Source organism: Microbulbifer aggregans, assembly GCF_001750105.1.
GTDB lineage: Bacteria > Pseudomonadota > Gammaproteobacteria > Pseudomonadales > Cellvibrionaceae > Microbulbifer > Microbulbifer aggregans.
In genome coordinates, this window is sequence record NZ_CP014143.1 from 2,800,983 (window position 1) to 2,826,463 (window position 25,481).

The window sequence follows — 25,481 nt, forward strand, 5'->3', positions numbered from 1 at the left end:
CAATTCGGGGCGGGCCGGGGCACCCGCGGGAGCGGGTCACAGGCTGGGGATGGGATACATACCCGGGCTGGGAGCCCTTGCGGCCTATATCTTTGGCATATTGAGCTGCGGCAGCCTGCCGGAATTGCCCGATCTGGCGAGGTTAGCGGCCCTCGGGGTTTTGACGGTGGTCTTGGCTGCCGCGTTACCGTGGCGCCGAAGGCTGGTGCCATTGGCACTTGCTGGACTGGCGGGAGGACTGCTGGTGAGCTGGCAGGGCCATCACGCGCTGGAAAACCGGTTGCCCGAGCATGCCCATGGCAGTGACTTTACTCTGCCGGTCCGCATTGATTCCCTACCCGCCGTCAGTGAATCACGCGGTCGATTCGGCCAGGGTGCGGGAGTGGATATCCGCTTCAGTGCAAAGATTCTGCCGACGGCGGAGCCAGCGCACTTGCGAAATCAGCGAGTTGAACTCACCTGGTACCGCGCCGCCCCAGACGTCGTAAAGCGGCTGAAGGGTGGCAGCGTGTGGTCCCTGCCGGTTCGGCTCAAACAGCCCCGGGGCAGCGTAAATCCCCATGGGTTTGATTACGAGGGCTGGCTGCTTCGCCGGGGGATATACGCCACGGGTTACGTCCGCCCTCAGGACGCGATGCCCCGGGTGATCGGCGGTACGCCAGGCTTGACCGCGGTGCGGCAGTGGTTTCGGGACGGCCTTTCCTCCACCGGGCTGGGCCAATCCGAGCTGATACTGGCGCTGGTCCTCGGCGACCGCAGTGCGCTTTCCCGGGAGGATCGACAACGCCTGCGAGATACAGGCACAGCGCACCTGATCGCCATCTCCGGTCTCCATGTCGGCATGGTGGCAGCACCGGCTGCCCTGCTGGCCTCTCTGCTGGCACGCCTGGTGGGGCTGTGGCTCGGGTATGCCCCGCGCCTGCTGGTTCCTGGGTTGTCATTACTCGCGGCCACCAGCTATGTGCTGCTGGCCGGTGCTCCGCTCTCCGCCCAGCGTGCCCTGGTCATGCTGCTGGTGTTCTTCCTCGCCTGGTACTGGCGTCGGCGGTTCCACGCAGGTCTGGGATTCGGGCTTGCATTGGCGTTGGTGCTGACACTGCAACCGCTCGCTTTTCATGGCCCGGGCTTCTGGCTGTCGTTTCTCGCGGTCGGGGCGTTGCTGATCGGTTTCAGGGGGCGTTATTGGTTACCGAAACCCCGTTCCACACCTGCGCCCGATAGCCCGGTGGCGCAGATAAGGCACCGCCTCAGTGAGCGGCTAAGGGATCTGCTGCGCAGTCAGTGGTTGATCGGAGTCGTTCTTGTGCTGCCGTCGCTGGCCTTCTTTCACGGCTTCAGTATTTCGGGGTTCGTTTTCAACCTGGTCGCCATCCCGTGGATGGCGATCGGCATTCTTCCGCTGTTGCTGGTCGGTACCCTGTCGCTGGGTACGTCGTTTGGGCAGTACCTTCTATCCCTCGCGAATACCCAGCTGGAGGCGTTGATGGCCATGCTGGGCAATCCCCTGTTTGGCGGTGGAGCCTGGCTGAGTGGCGGGCTTTCCGGAAGCGGCTGGTTATTCGCACTCTATGCCCTCGGGATACTGTGGGTCTTACTGCCAGCCGGCGTCCCGGGCAGGGGATTGGGCTGGATAGTCCCCGCCGTATTGCTCGCCACCATGGCGGGACAATGGATTCCCCGTTCTCCAGCCGTTCCAGTCCTGGAGACAACGGTGCTTGATGTGGGGCAGGGGCTGGCCGTGGTATTGCGTAATAACGACCAAGCCCTGGTCTACGACACCGGGCCGGGCAGTGGGGAGGGCTGGAGCGCGGGCGGGCAGATTGTGGCTCCATTCCTGCTCGGCGAAGGTTACAGGCAGGTGGATCTGCTGGTGTTGAGCCATGGTGACAGTGACCACGCTGGAGGGCTGTCCGGGCTCACAGAGTCGCTTCCGGTGAAGGCGCTGGTAGCGCCAGGTCGACTGGCCGCTAGGGAAGCCGCAACTCTAGATGGCGGTGTGTCTCGTTGTCTGGCCGGGCAGGTGGGGCGCATCGGCAACATGCGCATTGAATGGTTATGGCCGGACAGCTCCGATGTCAGCGGGGAGGAGAATGACCATAGCTGCGTCGCTCTGGTGGAATGGGAAGAACGGCGGATTTTGCTCACTGGTGACATCTCACGCTCGGTGGAGCGGCAGTTGGCACTGCGGTATCCGGATTTTGCACCGGTGGATTTACTGGTGGCCCCACATCACGGCTCGCGCAGCTCCTCCTCGGAGGCACTGCTCGATTGGGGTCAACCCCAGGTGGTGGTCTTCAGTGCTGGCTACCGCCATCACTTCGGGCATCCCCATGTGGAGGTGGTCGAACGCTACCAGCGCCATGGGAGCCGGATCTTTTCTACCGCAGAGCGTGGTGCGGTGACCATTCAGTGGAGCAGCGGGGCAGCTGAGCCCAGGATTCTCTCTGCTCGAGACAAGGGCCCGTTCTGGGTTCGCCACTAGTGGCTTGCCGCTTGGGGACATGGCTGTGCGCATGAGTTCAGGGTTGCTTTGTGAGCCAGATCAAAAAACGTGCAACTTAGTACGCCGCTGGAACTCCGTGGTGAGATCTGTGTCCCATCACCCGGTGGGAGCTGTGCTAAGTTCCCTGCAATCCCGATGAGATAAGAAGTACCGGATATCCAATATGAGAAAAACTGCTCTCTACAGCGCAATCGTCGTGGCGGGCGTGTCCGTCAGCTCCGGCGCGCTTGCATCCGAGTGGAAGTACACCCTGGGGACCGATATCAGTAGCGGTGACTACGGTGACAGCGCGGAAACAGAGATTGTCAGCACACCGTTTACAGCCAGCTACTCTCCCTCCGACAAGTGGACCTTCAAGGCCTCCATGCCTTTCGTGCAGATCGAGGGCCCCGGTGGCGTAGTGCCCGGCGGTGACGGTGGCGTCGTGGTCGGCCGTGGCAACGGCAATGGCCTTGGAAATGGAGGCCAGCAGACACAGGAAACGGAGATCTATTCCGAATCCGGGCTGGGCGATCTGTGGCTGACGGGCACCTACAGCCTGGAGCCGGTGGCCGAGCGCTGGTTCTTTGATCTCTCTGCGAAATACAAAGTCCCCACTGCGGACGAGGAAAAGGGCCTTGGTACCGGTGAGGCCGACTACTCGCTGCAGGCCGAAGTGTTCACCGTCGCTGGCAATTTCACCCCCTTTGCCACCGTTGCGCGAAAGTTCAAGGGCGATCTGCCCGAGAGTGAAATCAAGGACGTCTGGTACATGTCTGTTGGTAGCGGCTACACCCTGACTGAAAACAATAGTGTTGGTCTGTCCCTCGATTACCAGCAGGCGACGACGGATACCAGCGATCCCTCCACCGAGTTGTTCGGTTATTTCAACCACAAACTCAACAATCAATGGAGTGCGATGGCATACGCCTATATGGGCTTGGCGGACGGCAGCCCGGATCAGGGCTTCGGCTTCCAGCTGAGTTATCGCCCAGGAAACTGACGAATAATCAAACAGGAGAATTATGATGAGAATCCCATTCAAAGCGCGTGTTCTGCCCGCGGTGATGGCTGGTCTGCTGGCCGGTGGCCTGTCCGCCTGGGCCGACGATGACGTGGTCGATAACGAGTCTACCGATGTCGAAGTGGTCGAGTCTGTGTCCACAGTTCCCGGCGACAAAATCAACGGCGTATTCGCGGACTTCCTGAGCCAGTTGGACCCGGAGTCGCAAGTAACTGTCGAAGGCCTTCGCGACGGTTCCATTACCTACCAGCCGATGGACGACATGGAAGACACGGACGATGGCGTGGAAGCTGACGCGGCTGAAGACGCGGTGGAAACCGATGAAGTCGAGGGTGCTGAAACCGAGGATATGGCCAAGGGCATGGGCTACGGCAACGTGTTCATCACCCTGGCCCTGGCAGAGCAGCTGATGATGGCATCCGCAGCCGAAGCGTTGGAAGGTGAAGAAGGTGCAATGGGCATGACCGCCGATGAGACCCTGAATCGCGTTCTGCAGCTGCGTGTAGAAGAGGGGATGGGCTGGGGCAATATCGCCAAGGAGCTCGGCTTCAACCTGGGTGAGGTTATGAGTGGCTACCGCTCAAATCGTCCGGAAAAGACCGAGATGGTCAAGGGCAATGCTGGCATGGGTGCTGAGAAGGCCGACAAGGGCATGCGCGCTGAGAAAGCACAAAAGCTCGATCGTGTCGCCAAGATGGATCGTCCTGAAAAGGCCGAGCGCCCGGAAAAGCCGGAGCGTCCTGAAAAGCCTGAGCGTCCCGAGAAGCCTGCCAAGCCTGAGCGTCCCGGTCGCTAAGAAATCTGCTGCTCAAATTTGAGCGGCATATTTCCTTCCTCAGAAACCGCTGCCCGGAAGGGTGGCGGTTTTTTTACGCCTTTCTGATGGGCACTGACGTCCAGCTCGAGGTTTGCAGGCTGCTTCACAGGTTAGAAAGGGATGCACAACAGGGACTTAGCCGCCGGCATCACCTGTGGTAGAGTCTGAGGCCGCTATTCCCTTTCGCAGTTTTGGGGTCAGATAAAGTGCTCGAAATAATAAAATCCGGCGGCTGGTTGATGCTGCCCATTCTCCTCTGTTCCGTTGCGGTTATCGCCATCTGTATCGAGCGGTTGTGGACGCTTAACCCCCGTCGCATCGCGCCGCGCACGCTGCTTGGCGAGGTGTGGAGCTGGCTAAAAAACAACCAGATGAATGGTGAGAAGCTCAAGTCCCTGCGCGATTCCAGCTACCTGGGGCGCATTTTTGCCGCCGGCCTGTCCAATTCCAGGCATGGCCGTGAGGTGATGAAAGACAGTATCGAAGAGGCCGCCAGCCAGGTGGTCCATGAGCTGGAGCGTTTCCTCGGTGCTCTGGGCACCATTGCTGCCGTCGCACCGCTAATCGGCCTGCTCGGTACTGTGGTGGGGATGATCCAGGTATTCACCGCGATCATGCTGGAAGGCACCGGCAACGCTGGCGTGCTTGCCGGCGGCATCAGTCAGGCCCTGATTACCACCGCAGCCGGTCTTACTGTGGCGATCCCGGCGCTGATGGCGCACCGTTATTTCCAGCGCCGAGTGGACAGCATCGTGGTGACCATGGAGCAGGAGGCGGTAAAGCTGGTAGATGCCCTGCACAGTGACCGCCGTATCGAAGCCGTCTGAGCGGGGTAAGTCACATGCAGTTTCGCCGCCAGAAGCGAGAGCAGGACGGGGTCAACCTGACGCCATTGATCGACGTGGTCTTCCTGCTGCTGATCTTTTTCATGGTTTCCACCACCTTTACCAAGGAGAGCCACCTGAAGCTCAACCTGCCGGAGGCGGCAGGCCCACAGGCGGAAGCCCAGCCCCGCACTGTCGAGGTGCTGATCAATGCCGACGGCTCCTATGCAGTGGACGGTCGCGCGCTGATCAACAAAAAACTGGCTACCCTGAAATCGGCGCTGTCGGAAGTTTCCGCAGGCGAGTACAATCGCCCGCTTGTCATTACGGCTGACGCCACCGCACAGCATCAGGCGGTGGTTCGCGCCATGGATGCCGCCGGCCAGCTGGGGTTTGTCCACCTCAGTATCACCACGCGGCAACCTGAAGAAAACTAACGCCTCGCGAGCGGGCCAGCTGCACAATCCATCTCTGTATTGACCAGAGGTGCGCCAGTTGGCCCGATTGAGCGTTGCACTGGCGCTACGGCCCGGTGCCTCGTTCACAGGGAGCCCGGCCAAGAGTTTGTATGGGAAGAGTTAAAACGCCACCGCGCAAGCCTCAACGCGGTGCGGAAACCTACCGCCGCCTGCTTACCTATGCCCTGCCATACTGGCCAATTTTTGCCCTGGCTGTGTTTGGCTTCCTGCTGTTCTCCGTCATGGGTGTCAGTCTTATCGCTGTTACCGAGCTTTTGCTCGATGCGGTGGGCGCCGGCATTCAGGAGAGCAGGGGGTTCCTGGCCAAAATAGTAGCGGGCTATTTCCCCGGCGGCATCATGCCCCAGGAGACGGCGCGCTGGCTGATTCCACTGGGGATGTTGCTGATCATCGTGCTCAGGGCCTGCGGCAACTTTATCGGTAGCTATGGCCTTGCCTACGTGGCCCGTGCTGTCATCCACCAGTTGCGCACCCAGCTTTTCGTGAAAATCGGCGAACTGCCGAGCGCTTATTTTGACCGCTATACCGGCGCCTACCTGATCTCCAAGGTTTCCTACAACGTCGAGCAGGTCACCAACTCCATCACCAAAGCAGTGAAGGTGATGATCAGGGAATCCTTCACCACACTTGGACTGCTGACTTATCTGTTGCTGGTGAACTGGAAGCTGACACTGACGTTTTTCCTGTTTGCACCGATTATTGCGCTGATCGTGCGTGTCGTGGGCAAGCGTTTCCGCAAACTGAGCCACCGTATCCAGAACACCATGGGCGATGTGACCCATGTGACTCAGGAGGCAATCAATGGCTATCACGTTGTGCGGATGTACGGCGGCCAGGCCTATGAAAACAAACGCTTTGCCCAGGCCAGTGACAATAACCGCCAGCAGTTTATGAAGCTGGTGGTAGCGGACAACACCAGTGTTTCGGTGATCCAGATTCTGGTGGGGCTTTCCACCGCGACCATCGTGTGGCTGGCGCTGGCGCCCGGGATGGTTGAGTCCATGACTGCCGGTGTTTTCGCCGCATATATCGGTGCTGCCGCATCACTGGCCAAGCCGGTGCGCAGCCTGTCCGAGGTGTTTGCAGACATCCAGCGCGGGATCGCCGCGGCCGAGAGTATTTTTGAAGTCTTCGATGCGCCCAAAGAGCCAGCAGGGGGAACCCTGGCGCTGCCCGAGCCGGTGCGCGGTGCGGTGACGTTCGAGCACCTGGGCTTCCGGTACGATCCGGATGCGCCGGCGGTGCTGAGTGATATTGATTTCTCCGTGGAGCCCGGGCAAACAGTGGCGCTTGTGGGTGCCTCCGGATCCGGTAAGACAACCCTGGTCAGCCTGTTGTCTCGCTTCTACGAGCCGACCCAGGGACGGATACTGATTGACGGCGTAGATATTGCCGAAGTGCCACTGCCTGATGTGCGTCGGCAGATCAGCATGGTTTCCCAGAGCATCGTGCTGTTCAATGATACCGTCTACCGAAATATTGCCTATGGCGAGCTGGCCGGAGCCTCTCCGGAGGCGGTCCGGCATGCGGTGGAACTCGCACACGCCGCGGAGTTTGTTGATGAGCTGCCGCAGGGGCTCGATACCGTCTTGGGTGACAATGCTCAGATGCTATCCGGTGGCCAGCGACAGCGGCTGGCGATTGCAAGGGCGCTGCTCAAGGATGCCCCCATCCTGATTCTCGATGAGGCCACCTCGGCACTGGACAACGAATCCGAGCGCCATATCCAGGCGGCACTGGCCGAGGTCATGAAAAACCGCACGACCTTCGTCATCGCGCACCGCCTGAGCACCATCGAGAGCGCAGACCGGATCCTCGTGATGGATCAGGGGCGTATTATCGAGAGCGGTAATCACGAAACATTACTGGCAAGTGGCGGGCGCTATGCGGCCTTGCTGCAGCAGCAGACGGCGGGGTAGGGGATGTCACTGGAAGACTGGTTCAACAAGCGCTGGTACCCGTCCGAGGGGCGCGGCATCACGGGCCTTTCCCTATTGGCGCCGGTGGAGGGGCTCTATCGTCTGGCCCTGAAGGGGCGTAAGAGCTGGGCCAGGTCCCACGAGCCCGAGCCGATGCAGGTGCCAGTTATCGTGGTCGGTAATATAACTGCCGGCGGTGCCGGCAAAACCCCGCTGGTTGCCGAGCTTGCCCGCTGGCTGCACGAGCGGGGCATGAACCCGGGCATCGTCAGCCGGGGCTATGGCGGCAGGGCGAAGAGTTACCCCTACCAGGTCACCGAGCAGTCCCACCCGCTGGAGTCCGGTGATGAGCCGCTGATGCTGCGCCTGGTAACAGGACTCCCGGTGATGGTGTCACCGAATCGGGCGGAGGCTGCACAGGCACTGGTCGATTACCACCAGTGTGATGTGATCCTGTCGGATGACGGTCTGCAGCACTACGGCCTCTGGCGCAGCATGGAGATCTGCGTGGTTGATGGCCAGCGTGGTTTCGGCAATGGCCGGCTGCTGCCCCGGGGCCCGTTGCGTGAGCCGGTTTCACGGCTGGATCACGTGGATGTAGTCATCAGCAATGGTGAACCGGCACCCCCGGTCAGGGAGCAGTGCGGTGATCGGCTCGACTACACGATGGAGCTTGAGCCCGCCTGTTGGCACCAGTTCAACCTCGACCAGACCTCTACCCTGAAGCTGGAGTCCGGGCCCGAGCCCGGCCCGGTTCATGGCGTGGCGGCGATTGGTAACCCGCAGCGATTCTTTCGCACATTGAAGACGCTCGGTTACGAGGTAATGGAGCAGGCCTTCAGTGATCACCACGAGTTTTCCCAGCTGGAGTTGCAATTCGACGGGATCACACCGGTGATGATGACCATGAAGGATGCGGTCAAATGCCGTGACTTCTGGCAGACCCACTGGTGGGCCCTGGAAGTCCGCGCAAGGCTGCCGGATTTGTTCTACCAGAAGATCCACCAGCACATTCAGAATTTTGCCAAGCATGACTGACTCTGTTTCTTTCGACGTTGTAATCCCGGCCAGGTTTGGATCCAGCCGTCTGCCGGGCAAACCGCTGGCCGATATCGCCGGCAAGCCGATGATCCAGCACGTATACGAGCGCGCGGGCGAAAGCTCGGCGGAGCGTGTGGTGGTGGCAACTGACGATATGCGCGTAGCCGAAGCCGTGCAGGCTTTTGGCGGCGAGGTGTGCATGACCTCCGCCGACCACGCATCGGGTACCGACCGGCTGCAGGAAGTTGCTGCCAACCTGGGCCTCGCCGAGGACCGGATCATCGTCAATGTGCAGGGTGATGAGCCACTGATACCTGCGGCGGTAATCGAGCAGGTCGCCGGCAACCTTGCTCGCAATGTTGCCGCGGGTGTGGCTACGCTGGCAGAGCCCATCCAGACGCTGGAAGACTTCCAGAACCCCAATATCGTCAAGGTGGTGGCCTCCGAGACTGGCCTCGCCCGGTATTTCTCGCGCGCGCCCATTCCCTGGCCGCGGGATGCCTTTGCTATCGAGCGGCAAGAGCTGCCTGAGGGGCTGAATGCCCGCCGTCATATCGGCATCTATGGCTACCGGGTCGCTCTGCTCAATCGCTTTGTCGGCTGGCCAATGGCGCCACTGGAGCGGTTTGAGTGTCTCGAACAACTGCGCTTCCTGTATCACGACGAGCAGATCCACGTGGCTGACGCCTGTGAGGTGGTCCCAGGTGGCGTGGATACAGAAGCCGATCTGGAGCGCATGCGGAGGCTGCTGGCGCGATGATCCGGCGGGATGTCGACCTTCAACCCTTCAATACCATGGCCATCCGCGCCCGTGCCGCGCACTATGCGCGAGTCGCTGAGCTCGAGGAGCTGCGGGAGGCTCTGGAGTTTGCCCGGCGCCGGCGCCTGCCGATCCTGCCACTGGGTGGCGGCAGTAATATTGTGCTGACCGGAGATTTCCCTGGCCTGGTCCTCCATATTGATCTTCAGGGCCTCACTGTTGAGGAAAGCGATCGCGGCGCCCTGGTGAGCGCAGCCGCTGGTGAGAACTGGCATCAGCTGGTGATGAGTACCGTGGCCCGTAAGCTGGGCGGCCTGGAAAACCTGGCCCTGATTCCCGGCCGTGTCGGTGCCGCGCCTATCCAGAATATTGGCGCCTACGGTGTGGAGCTGCGGGATACTTTCGAGGATCTCACCGCCGTCCATATCGCCTCCGGTGAGCTGCATGATTTCAGCAAGGCAGACTGCCATTTCGCCTACCGCGACAGTGTGTTCAAGGGCGCGGCCAGGGATCAGTACATTATCACCCGTGTGCGCATGCGCCTGCCGCAGCAATGGCGGCCCCACGCCGAATATCCGGCCTTGCAGCAGTACCTGGAGGCGCACCAGATTGACGTCGGCGCCCTCACACCGGAAAAGGTGGCCGAGGCAGTCATCGATGTTCGCCGCTCCAAGCTGCCAGATCCTCTGGATATTCCCAATGCCGGCAGTTTCTTCAAGAACCCCCTGGTCGATGAGGCCGTTTACCGGCGACTGAAAGAGGCCTACCCGGACCTGGTTGCCTATCCTGCCGGAGAGCGCTGGAAGCTCGCCGCGGGGTGGCTGATCGATCGTGCCGGCTGGCGGGGTCGCCGGGTCGATAACGTTGGGGTGCACGACCGGCAGGCCCTGGTCCTGGTGAACCCGGGGCGCGGAACCGGTGCTGAGCTCACCGGCCTCGCTAGCCAGATAGCCGGCGATATCAAAGAAAAGTTTGGTGTAGAGCTGGAGCCGGAGCCCCGTTATTACCCCTGAGCCGATCACTGCGGCTATCGCAAGCATGGCTTCCCCTGGGCGAGGTGCGAGATAGAGGAACAAGTGGACGAGCGCCTTTTTCGCGAGCGGGTTGACCAGCTGGCTGCAGCGTACCCTCGCAGCAGGCAGGTGTCGCTGGCGCCGGGCCGTGCTCTGCTCGTCGAGGACTGGATTGATCCGGCCGAGGCCGAAGTGCTGATGGCTCATTGCCTCGAATCCCTGCACTGGGATCAACCCAGGGTCAGGCTCTTCGGCCGCGAACACCCAATTCCCCGTCGGCATGCCTTCGTCGGAGATCCGGATGTGCGTTACCGGTGGTCGGGGCTCGAGCAGTCTCCGCAGTCATGGACGCCACCACTATCGACTTTGCGTGACCGTCTATTCAGTTCTGGTTTTACCTTCAACTCGATTCTCGCCAATCATTATCGCAATGGCGCCGACGGGATGGGCTGGCATGCCGACAATGAACGTGAGCTGGGAGAAAGCCCGGTAGTGGCGACTGTGAGCCTCGGGCAGCCCCGGCGCTTGTCGTTCCGGGAGCGGGGCGGGGAAGGACGTGTGCGGCTGGACTTGCCTGCAGGTTCACTGCTGCTGACTTCCGGGGCGGTACAGCATCACTGGCAGCACCAGGTTGCCAAGAGCCGTCGTCCATTGGATGCGCGAATTAGCCTTACTTTCCGTTATATCCGTTCTATCGGGTAAGAGCTTTTCTATTTGGGACATTTGTCGCGCTTTGCGCTTGCGCTTTTGTCTGGTATGTTGCTTGAGGGCTCTGTAAAAGGAACTTTGCGCTGCATGGCTGCGCAGAGCGATAACAAGAAACAGCGAAGTACAGAAGACGCCCGAGGTCTGGAATGCGGGTGTCGCGGTCGCTAGAAGAACCGCAGTTGGGGCTATTTTGATTAGAGTCTTAGTGGTTGATGATCACGACCTCGTGCGCATGGGAATCACGCGCATGCTCGGTGATGTCAACGATATTCATGTGGTCGGTGAGGCGAAGTCCGGAGAGGAAGCCCTTGCTTTTGCCAGGCAGGAAGAGGTGGACGTCATTCTGATGGACGTCAAAATGCCGGGCATGGGTGGCCTCGAGGCGACCAGGAAGTTACTGGCGCGCTTCCCCTCGATCAAAGTGGTCGCCGTCAGTGCACTCGACGACGATATTTTTCCCGGACGTTTACTCCAGGCCGGCGCACGTGGCTATGTCACCAAAGGCGCCGATCTCGAGGAAATGGTGCGGGCCATTCGCAGCGTGCAGGTCGGCGAAGTTTTCATCAGTAGCTCCATGGCCACCAAGATGGCTATGCGCAATGTTTCAGGGAAGCCCGAGCACAGCTCACCGTTTGACGATCTTTCAGAGCGCGAACTCCAGACCGCAGTGCTCATTGTCAACGGCAGCAAAGTGGCGGAAATTGCCGATACCCTCGCTGTCAGCCCCAAAACCGTGAACAGCTATCGCTATCGCATCTTCGATAAACTGGGGATTCATAGTGATGTCGAACTGACGCTGCTGGCGGTAAAATACCACCTGTTGGATCCGGAAGCGGTGTTCTGAAGTCATCTTCGCGATGCACGTCGGCGCCGGAATCCGGTGTGACGTTCCACCCGTTCCAGGCAGTTCAATGGCGGAAATCAAAGTCCCAGAGGGGGCGTCTTCCTTTGATAGCAAGCGATTCCTGCAGACGGTCACCCGTCAGCCGGGTGTCTATCAGATGTTCGATGCCGACGGGCGCATTCTCTATGTGGGCAAGGCAAAGAATCTACGCAACCGCCTGTCCAGTTACTTCCGCGCTTCCGGCCTCACCGTAAAAACCATGGCGCTGGTCCAGCGCATCGCCAGTATCGAAGTGACGGTTACCCGCAGCGAAACAGAGGCGCTGGTACTCGAGCAAAGCCTGATTAAATCGCAGCATCCGCCCTACAACGTGATGCTGAAGGATGACAAAGGCTATCCATACATCTTCCTTTCCAGTCGCGACACCTATCCGCGAATTGCCCTCCACCGTGGGGCGAAGCGCAAAAAGGGGCAGTATTTCGGTCCCTATCCCAACGCCCACTCCGTGCGGGACAGCCTGAATTTTTTGCAGAAGACCTTTCGCATTCGCACATGCGAAGACAGTGTCTTCCGCAATCGTTCCCGGCCCTGCCTGCAATACCAGATTGAGCGCTGCACCGCGCCCTGTGTCGGATATATCAGTGAAGAGGATTACGGAGCCGATGTCCGGCACGCAGAGATGTTTCTCGGTGGCAAGAGCGACAGCATCATGCGGGAGCTGGCGGATGAGATGGACAAGGCTTCAAGGGCGCTTGAGTTTGAAAAAGCCGCCCGGCTGCGAGACCAGATAGGGGCTTTGCGACAGCTTCAGGCGGACCAGGTGGCAGAACGGGGCCGCGGTGATGTTGATGTGCTGGGGATCGCCAGCCAGGGTGGGGCCAGCTGCGTACATATCCTGTTTATTCGCCAGGGGCGGATTCTTGGCAGCCGCAGTTACTTTCCCGATGAACGTCTGGGGCTGACACCCTCTGAATTACTGTCTGCTTTCATTCCTCAGTTTTATATCGGCAGCCAGCGCGAGGTGCCAAGGGAAATCCTAACCTCGGAGTCCATTGAGGACGCTGACACGCTGCAGGATGCATTGAAACAGCAAAGCGGCAGGGATGTATCAATCCTGCACAAGCTGCGTGGGAACAGGGCGACCTGGGTAACGATGGCCCAGGAGGCAGCGTCGCAGAACCTGACCAGTCGCACGGCTGCGCAGCAGAAGCTGCAGGGCCGCTTCGAGTCGCTTCAGGATGCCCTGAATCTCGAGCAGGTTCCCGAGCGCCTCGAGTGCTTTGATATCAGCCATTCTGCCGGTGAGGCGACTGTGGCTTCCTGTGTCGTGTTCGACACTGGCGGCCCGGTGAAATCTGATTACCGCCGTTTCAATATCGAGAATATCACCCCGGGTGACGACTATGCGGCTATGGCCCAGGCGCTCAAGCGCCGCTATACACGGCTGGCCAGCGGCGAGGGCAAGTTTCCCAATATCCTGCTGATTGACGGCGGTAAGGGGCAGGTCAGGCAGGCGGTTGAAACTCTCGATGAGCTGGGTGTGGTCGGAGTGCAAATTATCGGCGTCGCCAAAGGCACGACCCGTAAGGCCGGGTTCGAGACCCTGCATATCGTGTCTGAGCAGCGTGAGCTCGTGCTCTCAGCCGATTCGCCAGCCCTGCACCTGATTCAGCAGGTGCGTGATGAGGCTCACCGCTTTGCAATTACCGGCCATCGTCAGCGACGGGACAAAAAGCGTCGCGAATCACCCCTGGAGGGGATTCCGGGAGTAGGGCCTGCGCGGCGACGGGCCTTGCTGCGCCACTTCGGCGGACTACAGGAAATCAAGCGTGCATCGGTAGAGGATCTTGCCAGTGTGGACGGAGTGAGCCGCAAACTGGCGCAGGATATATACTCCGCACTACACAACCATTAAAACTGGATAGCCTAACGGGGCTCGGCGCGCAAAGTTTCCTTTTTGGGTGCCGACTTGGTACCTTACGCGCATCGCAAGCACAGGGAAAAGCATGACTCTCGCCAATCAACTTACTTTGCTACGTGTCGCGTTAATACCGGTGTTTGTACTGGTTTTTTACCTCCCCTATAAGTGGAGCTATTTTGCTTCAGCAATAATCTTCTCTGCAGCTGCCATCACCGACTGGCTCGATGGTTATCTAGCCCGCAAGCTCGATCAGAGCACCCCTTTCGGGGCGTTCCTGGACCCGGTTGCTGATAAGCTCATGGTGGCAACTGCACTTGTTCTGCTCGTGGGATTGCACCAAAACGCCTGGTTTACGATCGCTGCGGCAATCATTATCGGGCGTGAAATTGCAGTCTCAGGCCTCCGCGAGTGGATGGCCGAATTGGGTAAGCGCAGCAGCGTGGCGGTGTCGTTCGTTGGCAAGATAAAAACTACGGCACAGATGGCCGCGATCATTGTGCTGCTTGCTTTTGATGTGCGGGATTACCCGGTAATGGAGACGATCGGATACATACTGCTATACGTTGCGGCTGCGCTGACGTTGTACACCATGGTGATGTATCTGCGGGCTGCCTGGCCGGCCCTGACAGCAGACGAGAATAGCGGCAGCTAGCCGCTTCCTTTCCTGCGTGCTTTCCCGGGGCAGGGCCAACGGAGCCTCGCCCCCTGGCTTCCCTCTGCATTTTGATTTTTGGACGCAAGTTGAGCGTGTTCTGGATCCCGCGCTTGAGCATACGTGCGCGTCAGGTGCAGGTGGGGGGGGTGAGAGCTTGATGTCAGGGTAGGGGTGATTGGTGCCCGGGGCGGGACTTGAACCCGCAAGCCTATAGAGGCGAGGGATTTTAAATCCCTTGTGTATACCAATTTCACCACCCGGGCGGGGTCGGTGAGCGAGAGGCTTTGCCAGGTTGGCTTGCCGCGGGTTTTCTCGCTGCTCGCCCGCTCGATGGGATCCAGCGGGAGAAAAATGGAGGCTAGGGTCGGAATCGAACCGGCGTACACGGAGTTGCAGTCCGCTGCATGACCACTCTGCCACCTAGCCTTTAGGTGCCGCCTGGGGCGGTAAAAACGCGGGAGATTCTAGCGAATTGAGGCAAAAAATCCTAGCGTTTTCTGATACTTACGCGCCTCATGGCGAGCAAGAGCGCGCTATTCTAGGGGCTGGGGGAGATTAGTCAAGCATTGTTGGTCGGGGAGTTTCAATCTCGTGATTCGGGTCGGGTATTCGCGCCCGCTGGCACAGAAGTTCGGCCTGACAGGTTGGCGGGTCGCTAAACAGGAGTTGGCAATAATAGCCGTGGCCGTTATTACGATTCGATCTTGCTTTTAGGGGGCTGAACGGTGGCGATTCACGGATAGTGTTCGATACTTTTTATAACTGGCCTGCGCGACCCCCAACGCGCTCGGTACGGCCGGTAGGGCACTCCGCTGAGTGAGTCCCGAAGAATTGCTAAGGATGAAATCCTCCAAGTTTCACTCCTAATGGTCTTGGCCCTGACGCTCTCCCCCCCCCGTCGTCAGGGCTTTTTTTTGCCTGTAATTTACTCACCGCGGTCGGCGAGACTTTTCTCCGAGAGTGCCTGGACTGGTCTTCCTGCAGCCTTTTCGGCCAGCCGGCGCAATTGGGCGAGGGTAACTTTGCCGCGCTCCTCGGCGAGGCCCCGGGCCACCTGATCGATGCTCGCCTGATTGTCCGTCGCCTCCCGGATTTCCCGGTCCACTGCAGCCATTACCGTTGCCGCCCTGGCTGTTGTCGCTCCGCTGGAGCGCTTTTTGAACAGTGACTTGGACTCCCGACCCCAGTGCTCAAGTCCATCCAGCGCTTCCTTGTAGCGATCCTCGCTGATACCACCGGAGCGTCGCAGGATCTCGAGCGCGTAAAACTCGGCCAGGCCCTCGACAATCCAGTCACTCTTGCCGTCACCGCGGATACCTGTTGCCACATGCACCAGCTCATGGATCAGGCTGCTGGTTCGGTTACCGCTGATCAGGGGGCGGTCGGCGTGCATGAACAGGGAGCGGGTGCCGGAAAGGCCGCCTCGCCACATAGGGTCATCGGCCATCACCACCAGGAGGCGCTCCGGAAACTCCGGAAATACCTCCACTACGTGGGGCAGGTTCCAGTTCAGGAAGGCGAGGGTATCCTGGCGTCGGATATTGTCCCCCAGCGGTGCAGCGACTCTGGAGCTGATGCCGGCAATGATGTCCTGGCGGCTGCCGATCTCTCCCAGGATCATCCAGCCCTTGGGGCGCTTGAAACGACGACCGGGATCCTTGATCCGGAAACGATCTCCAGAAACCTCTTCGTAGGGAAGGGCGGCCGACCACTCTTCGGGCATCTCAAGCCGGAAATATGCCCGCGAACTGAGCCCTGCTGGCAGGGTGGCGGAAATCGGGGGGATGAGTTTGTCGCTCCTCAGGATGGCCCAGTCCTTGGTGATGCGGGAGTCGTAACGACCAGAAGACTTCTGCTCGTTGATTTTGAACTGGTAGCTGAGCGAGGCCTTTTTACCATTGGGCCTCCAAATCGCTTTGTCGCCTTTCATTTCCAGTGGATCACTGCTTTCGAGCTGGCTATGGCGGTCCTCATCCAGGTGCAGTACCAGCTTCTTGGGCAGCAGGTCGCCCTCTAGCTGGATGCGTACGTCTGCAATCCCCTTTTCGGGGTTAATCTGGGCCAGGTAGCGAACATCGAAGCGTTCTGCGGCCAGGGTTACGCTGCTTGCCAGTGTCAGGAAAAGGGTCAGGCAGAGAAGTGCGGGGTTAAGCCGTTGGAAATACATCTCGCTCCCGGATCTGTTGTGATTTGGAAGTTGGACAGGTTAGGCGCCTGCTAGTGCCGTGCAAGTTTACGACAGGTTGCGGGAATCTATGACTGAGGGTTCTCAAAAGTCGCAGCGGGGCAGCGAGGAATGGGGTGGGCAGGAGGTCGAGCCCGGGGTGCCAGGCACAAAAAAGCCCGCATGAAGCGGGCTTTTTCGAATTTGGTCGGTGAGAGAGGATTCGAACCTCCGACCCCTTCCTCCCGAAGGAAGTGCGCTACCAGGCTGCGCTACTCACCGGTTTTGATGTGCTTCATCAGTGAAGCGGGCGGCATTATAACAGCCACTCGCTGTCTGTAAACCACTGATTTAAGAGAAATTAATCTTTTGTGTCTTCGATCTGGCGGATCAGGCCTTCCTGGCAAGTGGACGCTGCCAGCACGCCGTCACGGGTGAACAGCTGGCCGCGGCAGTAGCCCCGGGCGCCACTGGCCGAGGGGCTGTCAGTGACGTACAGCAACCACTCGTCTGCACGGAAATCGCGGTGGAACCACATGGCGTGATCCAGGCTGGCGGGCATCAGGTGTGGATCGAAGAGGGAAATCGGGTGGGGTTGCAGGCTCGTGCCCAGCAATGCCAGATCCGATGCATAGGAGAGCGCACAGCGGTGCTCCACCGGGTCGTCAGACATCTCGCCCTCCACCCGGAACCAGAACATGCACTTGGGCTCGCGCACGGATGCACTGAAGTAGCTCTCGGGGTCTACCGGGCGAAAGTCGATCATGTAGCGGCGTTGGTCATGGGCTGCGCTTGTGAGCCCCGCTTCCTCGGCGATCTGTTGAGTGTTCTTGAGTGATTCCGGATCGGGGATATCACCCACGGGCATCGGTGCTTGGTGATCAAAGCCGGGCTCTCGGATCTGGAAAGACGCGGACATGTTGAAGATAGCGCGGCCCTTCTGGCGGGCAACTACCCGCCGGGTGGTAAAGCTCCCACCGTCACGAATCGGGTCGACGTCATAGATTACTGGCATTTCACTGCTACCCGGGCGCAGAAAGTAGGCGTGCAGGGAGTGAGGGAGGCGCCCCTCAACAGTCCGTGTCGCGGCCATCAGCGCCTGCCCGAGAACCTGCCCGCCAAACAGTATCTTGCGGTAGTTCTCTACATGGTGGCGGCTGCGAAACAGGTTTACGTCGAGTTCCTCGACATCCAGTAAGTTACTGAGTTTCTCCATAAGGGCGTGGGGCCTGTAGCTTTTAATTCCGAGAAGTAAGTATGGGGCAGGGCGGTCGTTCCCTACCAGCGGCGCGGATGATACCAGCTGGGCCCCTGATGACTATTACGCAATGCATCGACCTCCTTGACCAGCGAGATCAAGGGTTGTCGGGTTTGCTTACGTTGCCGGTCTCAGTCTTCATTGACGCGTACTGGCACCCCGACGGCACAGACATCCACATGATTGGGGCGGTGGAGAAACCAGGATTCCGGGCGGTTTTGCCGGGCGCGGATCAGTTCGGCAAAGCTGGCCGAATCTGTCCGCATCACCTGGACATCGGGCTGGGCCGCGGGTGGTAGTTGGCTTGCAATGCGAGCTCGGGCGATTCGGTTTTGCTCCGGTTTCTCGAGTACGCCGCCGGCGCTTGTACCCCTCGCCAACTGTTGTACAGCTGACATACCGTTGAGAACTCGACCAAACACTGTCGTGTTGCGATCCAGGTAGCGCTGGGCCGGGCCGATGACGATATAGAAATCTGTGCCACCGCTGTCAGCGCCCGCTCCCCTTGCCATTGCCACTGCACCGTAACAGTGGGGCATCCAGACCTGTCCACTTTTTGGATCCCGGGCGGCAGGAAAGCCCCCGCTGAAGCCGGTTTCCGGTGCATAGCCATCTGGCCCTGGAAGCACGGTGAAGTCGTCGCTGGAAATGGTGCGTGTAGTGAACTCGGCGGGAATGGTGCGCTTGGCCTCGCCGGTGGCCCGCTGCTCGGACTGGTCGCCGCCCTGAGCCACAAAACCATCGATCACACGGTACATTGCCAGGCCGTCATAAAAACCCTGCTCGGCAAGCCTGCGCACATTGGCGACATGGCCGGGTGCGAATTGCTCTGCCAGTTCAATCAGGACCTGGCCACCGGGCAGCTCCAATAAAAGGAGATTATCCGGTTTTACCTGACGCCAATCTTTGGTTTGGGCCTCGGCAATGATTTGACTGGGAGCGCGTACGGATGGGGCTTCTGGGTCTGATGCTGATCCATTTGCGACGTGTATGTATGTGACTGCAAATAGCAAAGAAGAAATATGCGCCATTCCGCGCAGGCTTTTTGTGATAGACACAGTGTGGTCCTTTATTGTTAGCGCTCTTGAGGTGCCCTTATAAGGCATATCGGATCCAATGGTAACGGCTCGGGGCCTGAGACTCAGCCGGAAGTTCGGAAGAGGTGGCGAATTAGTTAACCAATCCGCTTTTCCAAGTTGCGTGAATTGCCTATCATTCATGAATGAACAGTCAATTTCAGTCTCAAAGTGCAAGGACAGGTAAGGTCGCAGGTATGGACAAGGCAAAAGAGAAGGTGCAGCGCTTCCGCGCCCGTGAGCAGCGGATTCTGGATGCCGCCCTGGAACTTCTGTTGGAGCACGGTGAGGAAAAAGTCACCGTGGAGCAGATCGCTGAGCGTGTAGATATCGGCAAGGGCACTATCTACAAGCACTTCATCTCCAAGACAGAGATCTACATGCGCCTGCTGATGGACTACGAAAAGGCGCTGACCGAGCGGATCAAGGCGGCGGTTGCCTCGGCTGAGCAGGGCGATATCACAGCTCCCGCGCGCGCCTATTTTGAGTCTCGTATGGCGGATCCCGCCAAAGACCGGCTTTTCCAGCGCCTGGAAGAAAAAATTATTGCGCTGAATCTGGCACCGGAAATGATTGCGGACCTTCACGCCATCCGCAACTCCAACGCGGAAGCGTTAAACCGGGTTTTCGAGCGCCGGATGGAAGAGGGCAAACTGAAGCGCGTCCCCGCCTACTTCTACTACTCCACGTACTGGGCGCTCGTTCAGGGTGCGGTGGAGCTTTATCACTCCCGCTCCTTCGCTGACGTGATCCAGGATCGCGAGGGTTTGATGGAATTCATCATGGATGTGGGCGTGCATATCGGCGACGTGTCCGGCCGGCGCCAGCCTGAACCGCCGCCGTCACAGCCTTCGGGTGGCACGCCGGGGTCGTCTTTTGGCTGAACCCCTGTTCGAGCATTTAGAGAAACTCCGCGATGAGTTTTCCGGGCATCCGCCAGTCCACAAGTGGGACCCGGATCTGTGCGGTGACATGGACCTTACCATCCGCCGGGACGGCACCTGGGTGCATGAAGGTACTGAGATCCAGCGCGAGGCGTTAGTCCGTCTGTTTGCCAGTATTCTCCGCCGGGAGGGCGACGAGTATTTTCTGGTCACCCCGGTGGAGAAGTGGCGCATCCATGTCGAGGACGTACCTTTCCTCGTTAACCAGGTTGCCCGGGGTAAACGCAACGGCACCGACCTTCTGTTATTTACGACAAATACCGGTGATGTGGTGCCACTGGTGCGCGATAGCGGCTGGAGCCTGAGGCCATTTGGTAAGACGGGCCAACCTGTTCCGTATATCGAAGTTCGTGACGATCTCTGGGCGAGGGTCTCTCGCGATGTCTATTACCAACTGGTTGATTGGGCGATAGACGAAAGCAAGCCGACTACTGGTGATGCTTCAGCCGCTTCTGATATCGATATCGTCAGTGACGGTGAACGATTTCCTCTGGGCAGCTACTGATGCCGGGTAGCCTTATTGCCTCTTCTTAATTTTTCTGGCTCTCTCCAATACTGCTTCAAGGGGAATTGCTCCCCTGATTCTCAAGAATTGTCCTTCTTGTTTCCCTTTTTTATACGGCGTCAGCCTTAATTTTTTGTCAGCCCTTTTTCATTAGCCGATCACAAAACAAACAGCCACTGAAACCTGTTTGCAACAATAAGTTCATAATTTGAATTTTCGCGAAAGTTTCACGCAAATTTATGTGTGATCGCGCTTTTGAGTAACATTTTCGCAATATTCCCTTCCTACACTCCCCCTCGTCCGAATCGCTCCGGCGACAAAAAAATCACGATTTCGAGGTTTCCAGGGATCCGGGTTTTTGGTTCAGGACGCACAGCTGAAACAAAACAAAGATTTTTGGTTGCCTATTTTTGCAACACTTCCTGTTAGGGGGAATCCATGAAGCAAGTAAACAGCAAACTGCTGCTCTCCGCCGCAATCGCCGCACTGCTGGCCGGTTGTGACAGCGGTGGTATCAGCATCGAGCCGCAGACCGTCGATAACTCCGTAGATAATTCTGTTAGTGGTGGCGGCAACAATAACGATGACAATCCTTGTGCTTCTTACGAGAAGGCCGGTCAGGTACAGCAGGGTTCTTTCGACAGCGACACTGGCAACTGCACTTACTCTGCGAGCTTTGTCGATTCCGGCAACCCGCTCACCGTTGACCTGAACATCCCCGCGCTGGAAAACGGCGGTGCGCACATCTTTGAAGGCAGCCTGTTTGTCGGCAACAACTATGACGATGACGCTTCCATGGCTGCCGCTGGTATCGCTGAAGGCGGCGACGGTGCCAAACTGAACATCCAGGCCGGTGCCACCATCGCTTTCCCGGACTCCACCAAGTTCATGGCCGTTAACCGCGGTTCCCAGGTGTTCGCGGTCGGCACTGCCGAAGCCCCGATCACCTTTACCTCTGTCAGCGATATCGACGGCACCGTAGGTCCGGAAGAAGTACAGCAGTGGGGCGGTATGGTGATCAACGGGTTCGGTATCACCAACAAGTGTGCCTACACCGGCACCCTGTCTGGCGGCGACCTGGCCACTTCCGAGTGTCACCTGCTGGCTGAAGGTTCTGTTGGCAAGGACCAGTCCAACTACGGTGGCGCCAACAACGCAGACAGTTCCGGTCAGCTGGAATACGTACGCGTCAAGCACACCGGTGCTGAAGTTGCCAGTGGCGATGAGCTGAACGGCATCTCCTTCGGTGGCGTAGGTAGCGGCACTATCGTCAAGAACCTGCAGGTTTACTCCACTTACGATGATGGCATCGAGATGTTCGGTGGAGCGGTTAGCTTTGAGAACTACGTTGCCCTGTACGTGCGTGACGACTCCATCGACATCGACGAAGGCTGGAGCGGTTCCATCACCAACGCACTGGTCGTTCAGAGCGCTACCGATGGTAACCACTGCATCGAGTCTGACGGTATCGGCAGCTATGACGGTGACCAGGATTACTCCGCACTGATCGCTGCAGGCCTGAACAGCCGTCCGGTAATCGATGGCCTGACCTGCATTATCTCTGCCCAGGCTGAAGGTACTCACGATCCGGGCGCTGGCTGGCGCTTCCGTGAAGGTATCTTCCCGATGATCACCAACTCCATGGTTATCGCCTCTTACAGCGCCGACGAAAACGGTGCGGAAGGCAGCAACTACTGCCTGCGTGTTGAGAGTGACGAGACCCTGGCTGAAGCGGCAACTGGCACTGAGGTGGCAATCACTTCCAACATCTTCGCCTGTGAAGACAAGACCAAGGGTGGCCCGGTTGGCGCCGACAGCCTGGAAGCCTGGGCTGTTGCCAACGGCAACGTGTTCGCCACCATCGCTGGCGCTGTTAACCCGACTGCCAATGCTGACACTGGCCTGCAGGTACTGGGCGGCGAGCTGGGCGTGCAGACCCTGCCTGTCGACAGCATCCTCGTAGATGGCGCTGCAGTGGGTATCACTCCGGTTGAGCGTGCTTATCTGGGTGCTCTGGATCTGAACGGCACCGACTGGACACTGGGCTGGACCTACGGCCTGCATGACGGCAGCCGTGCCCAGGCACTGTGGTTCGAACAATAAGAAGTAATGGTTGGGGACGGAGTCCCTGATCCCTTGGGGCGCCACTTTCTCAAAGGGAGTCGGCGCCCTGTTTGATTTTACCGCAGTGGTATACAGGAACGATAAGAGGCCTGGAAATGGTTAAGAAAGAAAGATTTCAGAGAGCGCCGCTGGTATTGGCTATGGCCACGGCCTCGTCCCTTGCAGCTGGTGCCTTCGCACAAGACGCAGAGTTAATTGAAACCGGCACTGAAGCGGCACCGCAATTAAGTGCTCCCCAAATTGAAGAAGTGATGGTTCAGGGGCGACTGCGCGACTCCGCCGAGATGCTGATCAGTGAGCGCCTCGACGATGAGGTTGTCACCGACGTACTTGGCTCGGAAATGATTGGCCGGGTAGGGGACTCCACCGTGGCCGCGGCACTGCGCCGCGTATCCGGGCTCTCGCTGGTTAATGACAAGTTTGTTTACGTGCGCGGCCTGGGTGAGCGTTATTCCAGCACCACCCTGAACGGCGCAACGGTGCCTTCGCCGGACCTGACCCGTAACGTTATCCCGCTGGATATTTTCCCCACCTCGGTTGTGGACTCCCTGGCGGTGCAGAAGTCGTATTCGGCAGATCAACCCGCGACTTTCGGCGGCGGTAATGTCGATATTCGCACCAAGAGCATCCCAGAGGACCTGACTTTCGCAATCGAAGTCGGCACTGGCATGAACACCGAAACCGATGGTGACGTGTTGAGTTACCGCGGTGGTGACGATGATGCGTTTGGCACCGATGACGGCACCCGCGGCATGGCCGGCGAGCTGGACTGGTACCTGGAGCGATTCCAGGGGCGTCTCGGTGTGCAGGACATTCGTAAAACCCTGGAGCGTGAAGGTGTGCAGTTCGCTTCAGCCCAGGAAGCCAACGAAGCAGCCCAGGCGCTGAATCGCGAAATCGCCACCTACCTGAATCGTGACATCGCGATCGAAGAGGACTCCAGCAACCCGGATAGCGATATCAAGGGTAGCGTTGGTAACCGTTTCTACTTCGGTGACAACTGGGAGCTGGGTTTCCTGGCCGGCGCGTCCCACAAGAGCAAGTGGCGTGAGGAGCAGCGTCTGAAGCGCAGTTACGGCTTCCCGGAAGAGCGTATCGATACCCAGGATAAGTCCACCTATTCGGTTGACCTGAGCGGTAACCTGAATCTTGGCCTGCGCTATGCCGGTGAGCACGAAATCACCACCAGCAGCCTGTATCTGCGCAACACAGACGACGAAACAGCTGTGCGCGACTACTTCAACGAAAACCGCCAGGTTTCTGACGGGCGTGGTTTTCGCGAGTACAGCATCAAGTACGAAGAGCGCGACCTGTTTGTAAATCAGGCCAAGGGTTCTCATTCAATCGGTATGGCCACCAAAGAGATGGTTCCTGGCGGCGTGCTGAACTGGGTTCCGGAAGAGGCGGTTCTTGACTGGCATTACTCCGAGTCCATGGCGGCAACCGACATTCCCAACGAGGTAAATGTCAACGCCGATACCACCACAGACGCCACCGGTGAAGTTTTGGCTTCAGCAGTCAGTGTTGGCGTAAACGGTGCTGGTTTCCGTTTCACCAAGCTTGAAGATGAAGTCAAGAACTACGGCTGGCAGCTCACTCTGCCGCTCGAATTCTCTGCTTCCACCCTCGAGCTGGCTGGCGGTTTTGCTCGTACCGAGAAAGGGCGTACCTACGAGCAGGCTGAATTCCGGCTGGGTGCCCTGAGCGTGGGCGAACCTGGCGTCCTGCAGGGTGGTTTGGACGAAGTCTTCAGTGATGGGAACATCACCGACCCGGACAACAACTTCGTGTTCGACCGGGCAGGTGCCAACAACCAGAGCTACATTGCAGCAACCCTGACCGATGCTGCCTTTGGTAAGTTCGACTGGACCCTGAATGAAACTTTGCGTGTATCCGCGGGTGCCCGTTGGGAAGACTACAGTCAGGTCGCTCTCGACTGGAACCCCTATGGGTTCACCATTGAAGACCCGCAGATCACCATGGACCGCGAGGAACTGGAGAATGCGGTATTCTCTGAGGATGCGGTTTATCCGTCACTGTCGCTCACTTACATGGGTTCGCTCTGGGCTGAGACCTTCCAGTTGCGCTTCGGTGCCAGTAAGACCGCCGTTCGTCCCGACCTGCGGGAAATTACTGATGCGATCTACATCGATCCGATTACCGACGAGCAAATCAAGGGTAACCCCAATGCTCGCCCGTCCGAAATCAGCAACTACGACATCCGTGCAGAATGGTTCTTTGATAATGGTGACAACCTGACACTGTCTGCCTACTACAAAGACATCGTTGACCCGATCGAATTCTTCGAGCTCGGTTCCAGTGATACCAACGTAGCGCGTGAGATCATCAATGCTGAATCCGGTGAAATCACTGGTTTTGAAATTGAAGGCCTGAAGACAATGGGCTTCCTTGGTGAAACCATGGACAGTTTCTTTGTGCAGGGCAACATCACGCTGCAGGAATCCGAGCTGGTGGCCGGTGTCGAGGCGGATGCTCCGACCAACCCGTTTCGCGAGATGACGGGTGCCTCTGACTATGTCGTGAACATGATGCTGGGCTTTGATTCCCCGGACGGCAACCATGCCGCTACCCTGGGCTACAACGTCTTTGGCGAGCGCCTGTACCTGGCAGGCCGTAATGGTGCGCCGGATGCTTTTGAGCAGCCATTCCACTCGCTGGATCTGACGTACTCCTGGTATCCCACGGAGCAGATGACTTTGAAAGCGAAGCTGCAGAACTTGCTGGATGAGTCCGTAGAAATCGAGCGTAGCAGCGTGATTGTTTATGAAGAGCAACCGGGCTCTTCGTTCTCACTGAGCGCGCAGTACCAGTTCTAAATTTCAGAATTCGGAAGCTCGAACTAAGAAATAGGGATGCTTAAGCCGGGAGCTGTTTCAGTTCCCGGTTTTTTCATTTCTAGAAT

20 protein-coding genes and 3 tRNA genes are annotated in these 25,481 nt (G+C 58.6%); 17 read left to right on the forward strand and 6 right to left on the reverse strand.

Translation table 11 applies throughout. From position 1 onward, the window contains the following. Positions 1–49 precede the first annotated feature (49 nt). The 13 genes from AUP74_RS12180 (at position 50) to pgsA (ending at position 14,484) form a co-directional block, all read left to right on the forward strand. Positions 50–2,482: a DNA internalization-related competence protein ComEC/Rec2 gene (locus AUP74_RS12180; RefSeq protein ID WP_069947806.1), complete on the forward strand. Its 2,433-nt coding sequence runs from the start codon at positions 50–52 to the stop codon at positions 2,480–2,482. 184 nt (positions 2,483–2,666) lie between these two features. After that, positions 2,667–3,485, forward strand: a complete 819-nt coding sequence (locus tag AUP74_RS12185) for a hypothetical protein (protein WP_069947807.1) — start codon at positions 2,667–2,669, stop codon at positions 3,483–3,485. Between the two features lie 22 nt (positions 3,486–3,507). Continuing rightward, positions 3,508–4,302: a hypothetical protein gene (locus AUP74_RS12190; protein WP_145924395.1), complete on the forward strand. Its 795-nt coding sequence runs from the start codon at positions 3,508–3,510 to the stop codon at positions 4,300–4,302. Between the two features lie 227 nt (positions 4,303–4,529). Beyond that, positions 4,530–5,150, forward strand: a complete 621-nt coding sequence (locus AUP74_RS12195; RefSeq protein ID WP_069947809.1) for a MotA/TolQ/ExbB proton channel family protein — start codon at positions 4,530–4,532, stop codon at positions 5,148–5,150. Positions 5,151–5,164: 14 nt separating this feature from the next. Continuing rightward, a complete protein-coding gene (locus AUP74_RS12200; RefSeq protein WP_069947810.1) occupies positions 5,165–5,584 on the forward strand; it encodes an ExbD/TolR family protein in 420 nt (139 codons plus the stop codon). A gap of 131 nt (positions 5,585–5,715) precedes the next feature. Continuing rightward, positions 5,716–7,545: a lipid A export permease/ATP-binding protein MsbA gene (gene msbA, locus AUP74_RS12205; RefSeq protein ID WP_069947811.1), complete on the forward strand. Its 1,830-nt coding sequence runs from the start codon at positions 5,716–5,718 to the stop codon at positions 7,543–7,545. Between the two features lie 3 nt (positions 7,546–7,548). Next, on the forward strand, positions 7,549–8,583 hold the full coding sequence (gene lpxK / locus AUP74_RS12210) for a tetraacyldisaccharide 4'-kinase (protein WP_069947812.1): 1,035 nt from the start codon (positions 7,549–7,551) through the stop codon (positions 8,581–8,583). Then, positions 8,576–9,346 (forward strand): 3-deoxy-manno-octulosonate cytidylyltransferase, encoded by a 771-nt coding sequence (gene kdsB, locus AUP74_RS12215; protein WP_069947813.1) that lies wholly within the window; start codon positions 8,576–8,578, stop codon positions 9,344–9,346. The genes lpxK and kdsB overlap by 8 nt, the downstream gene beginning before the upstream one ends. Then, positions 9,343–10,359 carry a UDP-N-acetylmuramate dehydrogenase gene (murB, locus tag AUP74_RS12220; RefSeq protein ID WP_069947814.1) on the forward strand — a complete coding sequence of 339 codons (1,017 nt, stop codon included), beginning with the start codon at positions 9,343–9,345 and terminating at the stop codon, positions 10,357–10,359. Before kdsB ends, murB begins: the two co-directional genes overlap by 4 nt. 63 nt (positions 10,360–10,422) lie before the next feature. Beyond that, positions 10,423–11,061 (forward strand): alpha-ketoglutarate-dependent dioxygenase AlkB family protein, encoded by a 639-nt coding sequence (locus tag AUP74_RS12225; protein ID WP_083260965.1) that lies wholly within the window; start codon positions 10,423–10,425, stop codon positions 11,059–11,061. Between the two features lie 196 nt (positions 11,062–11,257). Continuing rightward, on the forward strand, positions 11,258–11,911 hold the full coding sequence (locus AUP74_RS12230) for a response regulator (protein ID WP_069947815.1): 654 nt from the start codon (positions 11,258–11,260) through the stop codon (positions 11,909–11,911). A gap of 67 nt (positions 11,912–11,978) precedes the next feature. Continuing rightward, complete coding sequence (gene uvrC, locus AUP74_RS12235; RefSeq protein WP_069947816.1) at positions 11,979–13,826, forward strand: excinuclease ABC subunit UvrC; 1,848 nt, start codon at positions 11,979–11,981, stop codon at positions 13,824–13,826. Positions 13,827–13,917: 91 nt separating this feature from the next. Beyond that, the gene (gene pgsA, locus AUP74_RS12240; RefSeq protein WP_069947817.1) at positions 13,918–14,484 is read left to right on the forward strand and encodes a CDP-diacylglycerol--glycerol-3-phosphate 3-phosphatidyltransferase; all 567 of its coding nucleotides are present in this window, start codon (positions 13,918–13,920) and stop codon (positions 14,482–14,484) included. A 179-nt stretch (positions 14,485–14,663) separates the two neighbouring features. On the opposite strand, the gene AUP74_RS12245 is transcribed toward pgsA, so the two are convergent. The 6 genes from AUP74_RS12245 to AUP74_RS12270 form a co-directional block, all read right to left on the reverse strand. Further along, a tRNA-Leu gene (locus AUP74_RS12245) sits at positions 14,664–14,750 on the reverse strand. An 89-nt stretch (positions 14,751–14,839) separates the two neighbouring features. Next, positions 14,840–14,913, reverse strand: a tRNA-Cys gene (locus AUP74_RS12250). A 499-nt stretch (positions 14,914–15,412) separates the two neighbouring features. Continuing rightward, on the reverse strand, positions 15,413–16,654 hold the full coding sequence (locus tag AUP74_RS12255; protein WP_069947818.1) for a hypothetical protein: 1,242 nt from the start codon (positions 16,652–16,654) through the stop codon (positions 15,413–15,415). A gap of 202 nt (positions 16,655–16,856) precedes the next feature. Then, positions 16,857–16,933: transfer RNA gene (locus AUP74_RS12260), tRNA-Pro, on the reverse strand. 79 nt (positions 16,934–17,012) lie between these two features. Beyond that, complete coding sequence (locus AUP74_RS12265; RefSeq protein ID WP_069947819.1) at positions 17,013–17,867, reverse strand: acyl-CoA thioesterase; 855 nt, start codon at positions 17,865–17,867, stop codon at positions 17,013–17,015. Positions 17,868–18,040: 173 nt separating this feature from the next. Then, complete coding sequence (locus AUP74_RS12270; RefSeq protein WP_158514569.1) at positions 18,041–18,778, reverse strand: peptidylprolyl isomerase; 738 nt, start codon at positions 18,776–18,778, stop codon at positions 18,041–18,043. A gap of 404 nt (positions 18,779–19,182) precedes the next feature. Here AUP74_RS12270 and AUP74_RS12275 point away from each other — a divergent pair, with 404 nt between their 5' ends. The 4 genes from AUP74_RS12275 (at position 19,183) to AUP74_RS12290 (ending at position 25,395) form a co-directional block, all read left to right on the forward strand. Then, complete coding sequence (locus AUP74_RS12275; RefSeq protein ID WP_069947821.1) at positions 19,183–19,869, forward strand: TetR/AcrR family transcriptional regulator; 687 nt, start codon at positions 19,183–19,185, stop codon at positions 19,867–19,869. Next, complete coding sequence (locus AUP74_RS12280; RefSeq protein ID WP_069947822.1) at positions 19,862–20,434, forward strand: DUF1285 domain-containing protein; 573 nt, start codon at positions 19,862–19,864, stop codon at positions 20,432–20,434. Before AUP74_RS12275 ends, AUP74_RS12280 begins: the two co-directional genes overlap by 8 nt. Before the next feature lie 438 nt (positions 20,435–20,872). Continuing rightward, the gene (locus AUP74_RS12285) at positions 20,873–22,537 is read left to right on the forward strand and encodes a serine/threonine protein kinase (RefSeq protein WP_069947823.1); all 1,665 of its coding nucleotides are present in this window, start codon (positions 20,873–20,875) and stop codon (positions 22,535–22,537) included. 116 nt (positions 22,538–22,653) lie between these two features. Beyond that, complete coding sequence (locus AUP74_RS12290; protein ID WP_069947824.1) at positions 22,654–25,395, forward strand: TonB-dependent receptor domain-containing protein; 2,742 nt, start codon at positions 22,654–22,656, stop codon at positions 25,393–25,395. Positions 25,396–25,481: the final 86 nt, after the last annotated feature.